Genomic DNA, 13156 nt, shown 5'->3' on the forward strand with positions numbered 1-13156 from the left:
GGGTTTTTGCGTCAGAATCCCGGTCTATTTCGTATTCGGTCACCGCTTCGATGAGTTGCAACAGTCAGAAAATTCGCACGCTGCGCCAACAGATTCCCTCTTTCGAGTGCGTGCCCGGCTGCCATGACTGCTGTGGGCCGGTGACCACCTCGCCCGAAGAAATGTCCCGCCTGCCGCGCAAGACCCGGGCGGAGCAGGATGCGGCGATGGATGAACTCAATTGCGTCCATCTGGGCCCCAATGGCTGCACGGTGTATGACGAACGACCGCTGATCTGTCGGCTGTTCGGCACCACCAAGACATTGCCATGCCCCAACGGGCGGCGACCGGTGGAGCTGATCCATCCGCGGGTCGAGAAGCAGATTCATGAGTACATGGCTTCTACCCGGCAGGTGCTGGTTTGATCGTTCCCACGCTCTGCGTGGGAATGCCTCTTCGGACGCTCTGCGTTCGGCTCTGGATGGGACGCAGAGCGTCCCGGGCTGCATTCCCACGCGGAGCGTGGGAACGATCGGTGTAGGCTCAATCCGGAATCGGCAGGTTCAAGCTCTCTTTCACTTCTTCCATCACGATATAGCTCTTGGATTCGCGCACATGCGGCAGCTTGAGCAGGATGTCGCCCAGCAGTTTGCGGTACGAGGCCATCTCGGAAATCCGTGCTTTCACCAGGTAATCGAAATCCCCTGACACCAAATGGCATTCCAGTACGTGGGGCAGTTTCAGCACCGCGCGTCGGAACTCTTCGAAAGTATCACCGGATTTGTAGTCGAGGCTGATCTCGACGAACACCAGCAGGCTACCCTTGAGGTGCTGCGGATTCAGGCGGGCGTTGTAGCCCATAATGATCCCTTCGCGCTCCAGTCGCCGTACCCGTTCGGTGCAGGGCGTGGTGGAGAGGCCGACCTTTTCCCCGAGCTCGGTGAAGGAAATGCGCCCGTCCGCTTGCAGGATCCGCAGGATGTTGCGGTCGATCTTGTCCAGCTCACGTTTGGTCTGAGTGTTGGTCCGCATAGGGGATGCGCCTCCGTGAAAAGGGTTTTTGCCGAGAATTGTCGCCAAATATAGGCACTTATATAGTGAAAAGCACTGGCTAATCTTTTTTAAACTGCCCACATCTTCGGTCTGCACAATAAACGTCAGCGGTAAGCCGCGATGAGGGATATGAAAATGCGCGTTCTGGTCTTGGGTAGCGGCGTCATCGGTACCGCCAGTGCCTATTATCTGGCACGGGCCGGCTTTGAGGTGACGGTGGTTGACCGTCAGCCAGCGGCGGCCATGGAAACCAGTTTCGCCAACGCCGGGCAGGTTTCGCCGGGTTATGCCTCGCCGTGGGCCGCGCCGGGCGTGCCGCTCAAAGCCATCAAGTGGCTGTTGCAGCGTCACGCGCCATTGGCGATCAAGGCCACCGCCGACATCGACCAATACCTGTGGATGGCGCAAATGCTGCGCAACTGCACCGCCAGCCGTTATGCGGTGAACAAGGAGCGCATGGTGCGCCTGTCCGAGTACAGCCGTGACTGCCTCGACGAATTGCGCGCCGAAACCGGCATTGCCTACGAAGGCCGCAGCCTCGGTACTACCCAACTGTTCCGCACCCAGGCGCAGCTCGATGGCGCCGCCAAAGACATCGCCGTGCTGAAAGAGTCCGGCGTGCCGTTCGAATTGCTCGACCGCGCCGGCATTGCCCGGGTCGAACCGGCACTGGCCAGTGTCACCGACATTCTCGCCGGGGCCTTGCGCCTGCCGAACGACCAGACCGGCGACTGCCAGATATTCACCACCCGCCTGGCCGAAATGGCCACGAAACTGGGTGTGGAATTCCGATTCGGCCAGGACATCCAGCGCCTCGACTTCGCCGGTGATCGCATCAATGGCGTGTGGATCGATGGCAAGCTGGAAACTGCCGACCGCTACGTGCTGGCGCTGGGCAGCTACTCGCCGCAATTGCTCAAGCCGTTGGGCATTCGGGCGCCGGTGTATCCGCTCAAGGGTTACTCGCTGACCGTGCCGATCATCAACCCGGCGATGGCCCCGACGTCGACCATTCTCGACGAGACCTATAAGGTCGCGATCACCCGTTTCGACAATCGCATCCGCGTCGGCGGCATGGCGGAAATCGCCGGTTTTGACCTGTCGTTGAACCCGCGCCGGCGCGAAACCCTGGAGATGATCGTCAACGACCTTTATCCTCAGGGCGGCGATCTGCCCCAGGCGAGCTTCTGGACCGGCCTGCGTCCGACCACTCCGGACGGCACCCCGATTGTCGGCGCCACGCCGTTCAAAAATCTGTTTCTGAATACGGGCCACGGCACGCTCGGCTGGACCATGGCCTGTGGCTCCGGTCGTTTGCTGGCCGATCTGATGGCGAAGAAAACGCCGCAGATCAGCGCCGAAGGCCTCGATATTTCCCGTTATGGCAACAAACTCAAGGAGTCCGCAAAACATGTCAATCCAGCGCCAGCTCACCAATGAGCGCATGAGCCAGATCGTTGTCCACAACAGTACGGTGTATCTGGCAGGGCAGGTCGGCGATGACATGAGCGCCGGGATTGAACAGCAGACCCGTGAAACCCTCGCCAACATCGAGCGTTTGCTGGATCTGGCGGGGACCGACAAGAACCGCCTGCTGTCGGTGACGATTTACCTGAAAGACATCGATGCGCACTTCGCAGGCATGAATTCGGTGTGGGACCAGTGGCTGCCAAAAGGCGTCGCACCGGCCCGCGCGACGGTCGAATCGAAGCTGTGCGAACCGCAAATCCTGGTTGAGCTGTCGGTTGTGGCCGCGCTGCCATAACGCTCTACCGTAAAGCCAAGCCAGAAAGATCCCTCTCCCGGCGCTGTTGGCGGTTCACGCTGTCAGCCAGCGCCGGTTTTTTTTCAATGACCGACTAGAAGTCTGCCGCCATGCGTCCAGCCCGTGCCCTGATCGACCTTCAAGCCCTGCGCAACAACTACCGGATCGCCCGCGAAGTCACCGGGGCCAAGGCCCTTGCGGTGATCAAGGCCGATGCCTACGGCCATGGCGCGGTACGCTGCGCCCAGGCGCTGGAAGCCGAGGCGGACGGGTTTGCCGTGGCGTGCATCGAAGAAGCTTTGGAGCTGCGCGCCGCTGGCATTCGTGCGCCGGTGTTGTTGCTCGAAGGCTTTTTCGAAGCCGATGAGCTGTCGCTGATCGTCGAGCATGACTTCTGGTGTGTGGTGCATTCGCTGTGGCAGCTCGAGGCCATCGAAAAAGCCGCGCTGAGCAAACCGATCACGGTCTGGCTCAAGCTCGACTCCGGCATGCATCGGGTTGGCCTGCACCCGGCGGATTACCAGGCGGCCTATCAACGGCTGCTGGCCAGCGGCAAAGTGGCGAAGATCGTGCTGATGAGTCACTTTGCTCGCGCCGATGAGCTGCATTGCCAGACCAGCGCCGAGCAGGTCGCGGTGTTCGAGGCGGCGCGTCAGGGGTTGTCGGCTGAAATCAGCCTGCGTAATTCGCCGGCGGTGCTCGGTTGGCCGCAGATTCCGAGCGATTGGGTGCGCCCGGGCATCATGCTCTACGGCGCAACGCCTTTCGAAGAGGCCAATGCCGTGGCGTCCCGCCTGCAACCGGTGATGACCCTGGAATCGAAAGTGATTTGCGTGCGTGAACTGCCGGCCGGCGAACCGATTGGTTACGGCGCGAAATTCATCACGCCCAAGCCGATGCGCGTGGGCGTGGTGGCGATGGGTTATGCCGACGGCTATCCACGTCAGGCACCGACCGGTACGCCCGTGATGGTCGCCGGGCAGCGCAGCCAGTTGATTGGCCGCGTGTCGATGGACATGCTCTGCATCGACCTGACCGACGTGCCGCAAGCCGACCTTGGTTCGACCGTCGAGTTGTGGGGCAAAAATATCCTCGCCAGTGACGTTGCGACGGCCGCGGGCACGATTCCTTACCAGATATTCTGCAACCTGCGTCGAGTGCCGCTGCTCTATTCCGGGGCCTGACGAAAAACGTTCCCGACCGAAAGTCGCTTCGCCAAACAGGATTCAGGCCCAAGTGTTGTAAATACTGAACGCTGTCGCCATGATAACGCTCAATATTTCTACAACCTGAACCCCTGGAGGCTCCAGCATTGGACGTCGGTGAACGACTGCAATCGATCCGTAAGCTCAAAGGTCTTTCCCAGCGTGAGCTCGCCAAACGCGCGGGTGTTACCAACAGCACCATTTCGATGATCGAGAAGAACAGCGTCAGCCCCTCGATCAGTTCGCTGAGGAAGGTACTGGGCGGGATTCCCATGTCCATGGTCGAGTTCTTTTCCGAAGAAATCCTGCAGGAAATACCGACTCAGATCGTTTACAAAGCCCACGAGCTGATCGACATTTCCGATGGGGCAGTGACCATGAAACTGGTCGGTCGGGCTCACCCGAGCCGGGCTATTGCATTCCTCAACGAAATCTACCCGCCAGGCGCCGACACGGGTGAAGAGATGCTCACCCATGAGGGCGAGGAAACCGGGATTCTGGTGGAAGGGCGGCTGGAACTGGTGGTCGGGCTCGAAACATTTGTGCTCGAAGCCGGCGACAGCTACTACTTTGAAAGTACCAAGCCGCATCGTTTCCGTAATCCGTTCGATGCTCCGGCGCGACTAATCAGCGCAGCTACCCCGGCGAATTTCTAAGAGAAGAGGCGTCCTGCCCGGATTGCGCAGACGCCCCTGCTGTATTTCCTTCCCACGATAAGACCCCTTCGACTTTGGGGTTGTTTCAGTGTGGCGGGCTTACCGCTATACTTGCGCCCGCCTGCGAACCGTGGCCGTGGGCGTGACTAGCCACCATTGAGGGTGAACGCGTGAATCTAATTATGAAAATGCTGGCCGTACCAGCAACCGTATTGGCCCTTTGGGCAGTCAGCGCACAAGCAGCAACCAACGACGATATTGCTAAACGTCTTGAGCCAGTCGGCCAGGTTTGTGTGCAGGGTAAAGAGTGCAAGGGGATGGAAGTCGCAGCATCTGCTGGTGGCGGTGGTGGTGCCAAGACCCCTGACGAAGTGATTGCGAAACATTGCAACGCTTGCCACGGTACCGGCCTGTTGGGCGCACCGAAAATCGGTGATGCTGCAGCCTGGGGCGAGCGCGCCAAGAAAGAAGGCGGCCTGGACGGCTTGCTGGCGAAAGCAATCTCCGGCATCAATGCGATGCCGCCAAAAGGCACCTGCGCCGATTGCGCCGATGCTGAGCTCAAGGGCGCCATCCAGAAGATGTCTGGCCTGAAATAAGCCTTCATTTTCAACGAAAAGCCGCTTATGAGCGGCTTTTTTGTGTCTGCGATTTACCCCTGAGGCTATGCTTTGCAGCAAAGACCCGGCAAGCTCGGTCCAACCCCAATTCATGGAACGGGCGGGAGGATCAGATGGTGCAGTTGTGTTCTATCGAACAGGCGGTCGATGACGTCCTGGTGCGGTTGCCGGCGCATATCCATATGGGATTGCCGCTGGGACTGGGCAAACCCAATCACTTCGTCAACGCGCTGTATCAACGGATCGCGCAACTGCCCGAGCGGCAACTGACGATTTACACCGCCCTGTGCCTCGGACGCCCGCCATTGGGCGACGGCTTGCAAAAGCGCTTCCTCGAGCCCTTCATCGAGCGGGTGTTTGGCGATTACCCGGAGCTGGATTTCCTCGCCGACCTGCATCGCGACAGCCTGCCGGCCAACATTCACGTCAATCAATTCTTCCTGCAGCCAGGCAGCCTGCTTAACAGCGCATCGGCCCAGCAGGATTACGTCAGCAGCAATTACAGCCACGCGGCCCGGGACATCAATGCCGCTGGCTTGAACCTGGTGGCGCAACTGGTCGCCAGCCACAGCGAGCATCCCGATCGCCTGAGCCTGAGCTGCAACCCGGATATCACCCTCGACTTGTTTCCGATGATCGCCAAGCGTCGGGCGGCGGGGGAGACGATCCTGATGGTGGGGCAGGTGCACAACGATTTGCCGTACATGCCCGGCGATGCGGAAATCGGCATCGACACCTTCGACCTGCTGATCGACGCGAAAGACAACACCACGCTGTTTTCCACGCCGAATATGCCGGTGGGTTTCCAGGATCATTTCATCGGGCTGCACGCCAGCACGCTGGTGCGCGACGGCGGCACCTTGCAAATCGGCATCGGTTCCATGGGCGATGCCCTGACGGCAGCGTTGCTGGCGCGGCAGGCTGACAGTGACGGTTACAGGGCGTTACTGGGGGATTTGAATCTCAGCCAGTGGGCGCAGTTGATTGAGCGTGAAGGAGGCATCGAACCGTTCGCCAAGGGCCTTTACGGTTGCAGCGAAATGTTCGTCAACGGCTTGTTGGTGTTGGCCGACGCCGGGATCGTGCGGCGCAAGGTCTACCCGGACGTGCCGACCCAGCAGCAGTCGAATGCCGGGACGCTGGACGAGGCCGCGCAGCCTGACGGCATCTCGGTGCATGGCGGATTTTTCCTCGGGCCGCGCAGTTTCTATGAACGCCTGCGGGAGATGCCCCAAGGCAAACGACTCGAATTCAACATGACCCGCATCAGCTACATCAACGAGCTCTACGGTCAGGAAGAACTCAAACGCTTGCAGCGCCTTGATGCACGCTTCATCAACACGGTCTTCACCATGACCTTGCTCGGCGCCGGCGTGGCCGATCAACTCGAAGACGGGCGGGTGCTGAGCGGTGTCGGCGGGCAATACAATTTCGTGGTCCAGGGCCATGCGCTGGAAGGCGCGCGTTCGATCCTGCTGCTGCGCAGTTGGCGCGAGTCGGGCGGTGAAGTCAGTTCGAATATCGTCTGGGAATACGGCCACTGCACGATCCCACGACATCTGCGGGACATCGTCGTCACCGAATACGGCATCGCCGATTTGCGCGGCAAGACCGACGCGGCGGTGATCGAGGCATTGCTGAATATCAGCGACTCACGTTTCCAGCCTGGGCTGATCGAGCAGGCGCAGAGCGTTGGCAAATTGCCGAAGCATTTTCGCCTCGATCCGCGTTTCGCCGACAACAGCCCACAGCGGTTGCAGGCCATTCAGGCGCGGCATTCGAATCTGTTTCCGGAATATCCGCTGGGCTGTGATTTCACCGCTGAGGAACGGGATCTATTGCGGGCGCTGAACTGGTTGAAGAGCAAGTTCAAGCTCACCGAGATACTGGAATTGGGCAAGGCTGCGCTGGATGCGCCAGCGCCTTCGGAATTTCCCGTGCATCTGGAAAGGATGCAGCTGACGAAACCGGAAGGGCTGAAGGAGGATTTGTTTCAGCGGTTGTTGCTGACCGGCCTGAAGGCTACTGCGGGCTTGCCCGCGATAGGAACCAGCTCGAAGTGAGTGTTTAAAAGTGTACACCGGCATACACCATGGCAATTCAACAGATCATCATGTTGGCGGAGCTGGCGGTAAAACGAATAATGTTTAAGGTTGAGGCGCACAAGTAGCCACTGGAAAAACGTGTATTCGTTCATCGCGAGCAGGCTCGCTCCCACTCGGATCTCCAGAGCATATAAATTCTGTGTCCGACGAACATCCAATTTGGGAGCGGCCTTGCTCGTGATAGCGATGTGTTCAGCGACTCCCCCATAGGGCCGCATGCGCAGGCGTTGTTGCGACAGAAGATTTTTAATTTTCTCAGGTGACTAGTGTATTGGATTTACGTTCACGGATGGACTAAGGAAGTCTATGTGATAACCGGAAGACCCATCACCAATAGCTAGGTGAACCCCGCTGATACCTTCATTCATTTGTGAGTTTATTTTATAATCAATTTTTAGTGCGATGGCATCGTTTACCCCAATGGCGAACTCCGTCAGCTTGAGTCCACGAAAGCCAGCCGCAAGATCCAGAAGTTTTATATGTTCCTCGTTGTTTATTTTTAGTGAAGTGATGGTGTTGTCTTTAATTGATAATAATCCACCTTCTTTCGCAATTCGGTCACTCAGCCATTTTAGGGAAGTTTTCAAGCCCTCTGGTAATAGCGGGTTAGGTTTTCTAAGTACTGTCAATATTCCAGCGATTTTTAATGTGCCGCTAAAAGAAAACGGACAGGGCTCTTGTGGGTTCATGTGTGCGTAATGAACTTCAAAAAATTCTGCTACAGACTGAACAAAGTCGTGAGAAACGTCTTCGGCAAGTAGCGCGTAAGGTTGGGCGTGCGGAAAAACTGAGACTTGCGCATCGGCACCATTACCAGACAGGAGAAATAACTCATTTGAGTTGAGCATGTTTAATACGGATCGTTGTGTGCATAAGGCATGTTCAAAATTGCAGCTCAGCAAAAGTTTGAGGCTATAGAGTGCAGCAGTTACGCTGGGTTCGAACACTTGAGTTGCGCAGAAAATGCTTTTCTTGCTTTCTGTGTTTTTTGCTAGTTCAAACGTCATTTTTGCAGCGTCATTGCTAAAAGAAAAAACAATACTGTTTTTTGGCAATTTCTTTAGTTTAGAAATATTGGCCGTATTGAACCCTAATAGCGCACATTCTCTGAGGAAGTCCTCTGAGTCTGCAATGATGGATAATTCCTCATGGCCGAAGAGTGTCGATATCATATTCGGTGGCGACATAAAACCCTCCTTTTTTCAATGCGCGGCAAGAATACTCGCCGCGCATTGGTATTATTTATTCTTCGGTGTGAGCCCAAGCCAACGGTGCCCACCCAAAATTATCCGGGCCAGAAGTGATCCGGTTAAGCTTTTCTTTGACGACTTTTTCATTTTTCATCTGATCATCCTTTTTCATTTTTTGGTTTTTGCCCCCCCGAACTGCTTGGGAGTGGAATAATTAATACAGAATTTTTTGATGTGTTAAATGATTTGTTGGGCGTTTTTTAGAATCAATTTATCTGGCGCGGGGCTCGAAGATTTAATTTGGTTATTTGTGTGGGGTGTATCTGTAGTCTTGTTCTGAAATTTTGGTATTTGCCATTTTTGGGTTGTGGTAGATGATCTTGTGTCGTTATTTATGGGCTTGTTTTTCTGGCTCGATATTCAACTGTAGGTCGAGGGTTATATAGTGCGCGCATCAAAGAAATATCTGACAGATACGTCTGTCCATCAGGCTCTATTATTGGATGATCTAACCGAAACAAAAGATCCCGATCACGCCGTTCGGTTGCTGCTAAATGAAATCCTCAAAGGACTCTCTGAAAAAGGTTGGCCTCAAGCGCAACTACAAACCGGGCCGAGGATTGTGTCTGCTGAGGAAAATTACGGTTTGCTCGGTTATGACCCGGCAGAGGTTACGCTGGGGAGTGAACACACCCGTTGGGTCGATGAGCACTCGCTGTTGCGAACACAAACCACCAGCCAGATCCCGGTAGCGCTTCAGCGAGCGGCTCAGGTGCGCCAGCCGGGACAGACGATATTGCTGGCAGCGCCAGGTATTACTTTCCGTCGTGATAGTCGGGATCGTTGGCATTGCGCGGAACCGCATCAAATGGATATTTGGGTGCTGGGAGATCCGGAACTGGCAACGCACGAGCATCTGTTGCGTTTGGTCGGCGATATACTTAAGTCCGCCGTTCCTGACAAACGTTGGGTCCATAGCAATAGTCCGCATCACTACACAGAGGGCGGAATCGAAGTAAATGTCTTGAATGATGGGGTTCCGGTTGAGGTACTTGAGTGTGGTCGTATTGCGAGGTCTTTGTTGGAACGCTTGAACATTGACCCGCTGCATCATGGAGGGTTGGCGCTCGGGATGGGGCTGGATCGCCTGACGATGTTGCGAAAAGGTATTCCAGATATTCGCTTGCTACGCGATCAGAATGTGCGAGTGCAGGCGCAGATGTATGATCTGAATCCATGGACCGCAGTATCTCGTTTGCCGTCTATTGCTCGTGACATTTCGTTGGCGGTAACGCCGGGGCTGAGCGAGGAAGTGTTGACCGAAAGAATGTTGCAGGCAGCCGGCGACTGCTCTGACTGGATCGAGGAGATGCAAGTTCAGGGGCGGTGGGCGTTCTCGGATTTACCCGCGCAGGCAATTGAACGGCTCGGGCTGCTGCCAGGCCAGGAAAATGTGCTTTTACGCGTGGTGCTGCGCGATTGTTCGCGATCAATCACTACCGCTGAGGCGAACGCCTTGTATGCGGACATTCAGGCAGCAATGCATGAAGGAGCGCCTGGGGCGGGTTACAGAATGGACCTGCCAAAGGCTTGAAACCGAGGTGTTCGAGTAATCACTGAATCGTCGCGTTATTGTCATCCCGGAACGTCACCCGGAGCGAGCTCTCTCCCACAATTGACCGAGTTGTCCAAGCGGACGCGGTTTAATGTGGGAGCGAGCAGGCAGCAGATGTGGTGTGGCGGTTTATTCGATGAAGGTTACAACGCCATCCTTCAGCGACTGCACCCGAGCCAACGATTCAACGCGATAACCCTGAGCATCCAGTTCTGCACGGCCGCCCTGGAACGACTTCTCGATCACAATACCCAAGCCGGCCACGGTCGCGCCGGCCTGTTTGATGATCGAGATCAACGCTTGCGACGCCTTACCGTTGGCCAAAAAGTCGTCGATGATCAGCACGCGGTCGCTGCTGGTCAGGTGGCGCGGGGAGATCGCCACGGTGCTTTCGGTCTGCTTGGTGAACGAGTAAACGGTCGCCGACAGCAGGTTTTCAGTCAGGGTCAGGGACTGATGCTTGCGGGCGAAAATCACCGGTACGCCAAGGTTCAGGCCGGTCATGATCGCAGGCGCGATGCCCGAGGCTTCGATGGTGACGATCTTGGTGATGCCCGAATCCTTGAACAGCGTGGCGAATTCGTCGCCGATCAGCTTCATCAGGGCCGGGTCGATCTGGTGGTTCAGAAAGGCGTCGACTTTCAGGACCTGGTCGGAAAGCACTATGCCTTCTTCGCGAATTTTCTTGTGCAGTGCTTCCATGAAGCTTTCCTCTACTGACGCCATGTGCGCCTGGCGTGTAAAAAGTGTGCGGTTAAAAAGTGCTCAATTCTAGCGCTTTAACATCGCGCGTATATCCGCCAATGCGGTATTACCGCGGACGGCTTTGACTTCAACGGGAGTGTCGTCATTGCCTTCCCAGGCCAGGTCGTCCGGCGGCAGTTCATCGAGGAAGCGGCTGGGCGCGCAGTCGATGATCTCGCCGTATTGCTTACGCTTGGCAGCAAAGGTGAACGCCAACGTCTGACGCGCTCGGGTAATCCCGACGTAGGCCAGGCGACGCTCCTCTTCGATGGTGTCGGCTTCGATGCTGGAGCGGTGCGGAAGAATTTCCTCTTCCATGCCCATGATGAACACGTAAGGAAATTCCAGACCCTTTGAGGCATGCAAGGTCATCATCTGCACACCGTCGGCGCCGTCTTCCTCTTCCTGCTGACGCTCCAGCATGTCACGCAGGACGAGTTTGCCGATGGCGTCTTCGACGGTCATCTCGCCTTCTTCGTCTTTCTCCAGCGTGTTCTTCAGCGCCTCGATCAGGAACCAGACGTTACCCATGCGGTAATCGGCGGCCTTGTCGCTGGAGCTGTTGGTGCGCAGCCAGTTCTCGTAGTCGATGTCCATGACCATGCTGCGCAGGGCGGAGATCGGGTCTTCGCCGGCGCACTGCTCGCGGACCTTGTCCATGAAGCGCTTGAAGCGCGACAGGCGATCGGTGAAGCGCGTGTCCAGATGCTCGCCCAAACCGATTTCGTCGGTGGCAGCGTACATCGAGATTTTTCGCTCGGTGGCGTAGTTGCCCAGCTTCTCCAGCGTGGTCGAACCGATCTCCCGGCGTGGGACGTTGATCACCCGCAGGAAGGCGTTGTCGTCGTCCGGGTTCACGATCAGGCGGAAGTAGGCCATCAGGTCTTTCACTTCCTGACGTCCGAAAAAGCTGTTGCCGCCAGACAGGCGATACGGAATCTGGTGGTGCTGCAGCTTCAGCTCGATCAGCTTGGCCTGGTAGTTACCGCGATACAGGATCGCAAAATCGCTGTATGGCCGATCCGTGCGCAGGTGCAGGGTCAGCAGTTCAACGGCCACGCGCTCGGCTTCGGCGTCTTCGTTGCGGCAACGGATCACGCGGATCTCGTCGCCGTGGCCCATCTCGCTCCACAGCTGCTTTTCGAATTCGTGCGGGTTGTTGGAGATCAGCACGTTGGCGCAGCGCAGAATGCGGCTGGTGGAGCGGTAGTTTTGCTCGAGCATGACCACTTTCAGGGACGGATAGTCGTCCTTGAGCAGCATCAGGTTTTCCGGGCGGGCGCCGCGCCAGGCGTAGATCGACTGGTCGTCGTCGCCCACCACGGTGAACTGGTTGCGTTTACCGATCAGCAGTTTCACCAGCAAATACTGGCTGGCGTTGGTGTCCTGGTATTCGTCCACCAGCAGGTAGCGGACCTTGTTCTGCCATTTTTCCAGGATATCGTCGTGTTCCTGGAACAGTTTTACCGGCAGCAGGATCAGGTCGTCGAAGTCCACCGCGTTGAACGCCTTGAGCGTGCGCTGGTAGTGGGTGTAGACGATGGCGGCGGTCTGTTCCTTGGGATTGCGCGCGTTTTCCAGGGCTTCGGGCGGCAGGATCAGGTCGTTTTTCCACGAGCCGATCATGTTCTTGATCTCGTCGACGCCGTCGTCGCCCGAGTATTCCTTCTGCATGATGTCGGTCATCAGCGCTTTGACATCGGTCTCGTCGAAGATCGAGAAACCTGGCTTGTAGCCCAGCCGCACGTGTTCCTTGCGGATGATGTTCAGGCCCAGATTGTGGAAGGTGCAGACCGTCAGGCCACGGCCTTCGCCGCCCTTGAGCAGGGTGCCGACCCGTTCCTTCATCTCCCGCGCGGCCTTGTTGGTAAAGGTCATGGCGACGATGTACTGGGCACGGATGCCGCAACTCTGGATCAGATGCGCAATTTTGCGGGTGATCACGCTGGTCTTGCCGGAGCCTGCACCGGCGAGCACCAAAAGAGGGCCGCCGACGTAGCTCACGGCTTCTTGCTGCCGGGGATTGAGTCGGGACATACGAAATCAGGGAGTCATTAGCGAAATGGGCCGGCATTTTAACAGGCTCAGCGAATTGTGCTGCTCTCTCCGACTTGTGACGTAACACGCGATCTCTAATTGCCGGTTTTGATACTTTCACGCAGGATGCGTAGTGAATTTGCGTCTAATGTTCGTATTCAAGACACAAAAGCCGTGTTTGATAACC

Annotated in this window: 12 protein-coding genes; 8 read left to right on the forward strand and 4 right to left on the reverse strand. The window is 56.8% G+C overall.

Annotation, left to right across the window (positions count from 1 at the left end; all coding sequences use genetic code 11):
• Positions 1-50: 50 nt before the first annotated feature.
• A complete protein-coding gene (locus tag ACZ9IM_RS23640; RefSeq protein WP_007894729.1) occupies positions 51-404 on the forward strand; it encodes a YkgJ family cysteine cluster protein in 354 nt (117 codons plus the stop codon).
• A 118-nt stretch (positions 405-522) separates the two neighbouring features.
• On the opposite strand, the gene ACZ9IM_RS23645 is transcribed toward ACZ9IM_RS23640, so the two are convergent.
• Positions 523-1011: an Lrp/AsnC ligand binding domain-containing protein gene (locus ACZ9IM_RS23645; RefSeq protein WP_003206849.1), complete on the reverse strand. Its 489-nt coding sequence runs from the start codon at positions 1009-1011 to the stop codon at positions 523-525.
• Positions 1012-1167: 156 nt separating this feature from the next.
• Between ACZ9IM_RS23645 and dadA the strand changes: the two genes are divergently transcribed.
• The 6 genes from dadA to ACZ9IM_RS23675 all read left to right on the forward strand — a co-directional run bounded on the left by dadA (position 1168) and on the right by ACZ9IM_RS23675 (position 7341).
• Entirely contained in the window at positions 1168-2472 is a 1305-nt protein-coding gene (dadA, locus tag ACZ9IM_RS23650; RefSeq protein WP_476225073.1) for a D-amino acid dehydrogenase, read from the forward strand.
• Positions 2444-2797, forward strand: a complete 354-nt coding sequence (locus tag ACZ9IM_RS23655) for a RidA family protein (RefSeq protein ID WP_007894740.1) — start codon at positions 2444-2446, stop codon at positions 2795-2797. The genes dadA and ACZ9IM_RS23655 overlap by 29 nt, the downstream gene beginning before the upstream one ends.
• Before the next feature lie 110 nt (positions 2798-2907).
• Complete coding sequence (gene alr / locus ACZ9IM_RS23660) at positions 2908-3981, forward strand: alanine racemase (protein ID WP_476225074.1); 1074 nt, start codon at positions 2908-2910, stop codon at positions 3979-3981.
• Between the two features lie 128 nt (positions 3982-4109).
• Positions 4110-4658 (forward strand): cupin domain-containing protein, encoded by a 549-nt coding sequence (locus ACZ9IM_RS23665; protein WP_008073360.1) that lies wholly within the window; start codon positions 4110-4112, stop codon positions 4656-4658.
• A gap of 182 nt (positions 4659-4840) precedes the next feature.
• On the forward strand, positions 4841-5257 hold the full coding sequence (locus tag ACZ9IM_RS23670) for a c-type cytochrome (protein WP_123720235.1): 417 nt from the start codon (positions 4841-4843) through the stop codon (positions 5255-5257).
• Positions 5258-5391: 134 nt separating this feature from the next.
• Entirely contained in the window at positions 5392-7341 is a 1950-nt protein-coding gene (locus tag ACZ9IM_RS23675) for an acetyl-CoA hydrolase/transferase C-terminal domain-containing protein (protein ID WP_476225075.1), read from the forward strand.
• A 305-nt stretch (positions 7342-7646) separates the two neighbouring features.
• On the opposite strand, the gene ACZ9IM_RS23680 is transcribed toward ACZ9IM_RS23675, so the two are convergent.
• Complete coding sequence (locus tag ACZ9IM_RS23680; protein ID WP_427624072.1) at positions 7647-8570, reverse strand: CgnE/CgnB domain-containing protein; 924 nt, start codon at positions 8568-8570, stop codon at positions 7647-7649.
• 448 nt (positions 8571-9018) lie between these two features.
• On the opposite strand from ACZ9IM_RS23680, the gene srmL reads away from it, so the two are divergent.
• Complete coding sequence (gene srmL / locus ACZ9IM_RS23685; protein WP_401175548.1) at positions 9019-10167, forward strand: PheS-related mystery ligase SrmL; 1149 nt, start codon at positions 9019-9021, stop codon at positions 10165-10167.
• Between the two features lie 150 nt (positions 10168-10317).
• On the opposite strand, the gene ACZ9IM_RS23690 is transcribed toward srmL, so the two are convergent.
• Positions 10318-10890, reverse strand: a complete 573-nt coding sequence (locus ACZ9IM_RS23690; protein ID WP_007934646.1) for a xanthine phosphoribosyltransferase — start codon at positions 10888-10890, stop codon at positions 10318-10320.
• Positions 10891-10959: 69 nt separating this feature from the next.
• A complete protein-coding gene (gene rep / locus ACZ9IM_RS23695; protein WP_427624074.1) occupies positions 10960-12969 on the reverse strand; it encodes a DNA helicase Rep in 2010 nt (669 codons plus the stop codon).
• Between the last annotated feature and the right edge of the window lie 187 nt (positions 12970-13156).

This window comes from Pseudomonas sp. TE12508 (assembly GCF_056279485.1).

Coding starts and splice junctions, on each gene's coding strand:
- ACZ9IM_RS23640 (WP_007894729.1), top strand. CDS start 51: ATGAGTTGCAACAGTCAGAAAATTCGCACGCTGCGCCAACAGATTCCC.
- ACZ9IM_RS23645 (WP_003206849.1), bottom strand. CDS start 1,011: ATGCGGACCAACACTCAGACCAAACGTGAGCTGGACAAGATCGACCGC.
- dadA (WP_476225073.1), top strand. CDS start 1,168: ATGCGCGTTCTGGTCTTGGGTAGCGGCGTCATCGGTACCGCCAGTGCC.
- ACZ9IM_RS23655 (WP_007894740.1), top strand. CDS start 2,444: ATGTCAATCCAGCGCCAGCTCACCAATGAGCGCATGAGCCAGATCGTT.
- alr (WP_476225074.1), top strand. CDS start 2,908: ATGCGTCCAGCCCGTGCCCTGATCGACCTTCAAGCCCTGCGCAACAAC.
- ACZ9IM_RS23670 (WP_123720235.1), top strand. CDS start 4,841: ATGAAAATGCTGGCCGTACCAGCAACCGTATTGGCCCTTTGGGCAGTC.
- ACZ9IM_RS23675 (WP_476225075.1), top strand. CDS start 5,392: ATGGTGCAGTTGTGTTCTATCGAACAGGCGGTCGATGACGTCCTGGTG.
- ACZ9IM_RS23680 (WP_427624072.1), bottom strand. CDS start 8,570: ATGTCGCCACCGAATATGATATCGACACTCTTCGGCCATGAGGAATTA.
- ACZ9IM_RS23690 (WP_007934646.1), bottom strand. CDS start 10,890: ATGGAAGCACTGCACAAGAAAATTCGCGAAGAAGGCATAGTGCTTTCC.
- rep (WP_427624074.1), bottom strand. CDS start 12,969: ATGTCCCGACTCAATCCCCGGCAGCAAGAAGCCGTGAGCTACGTCGGC.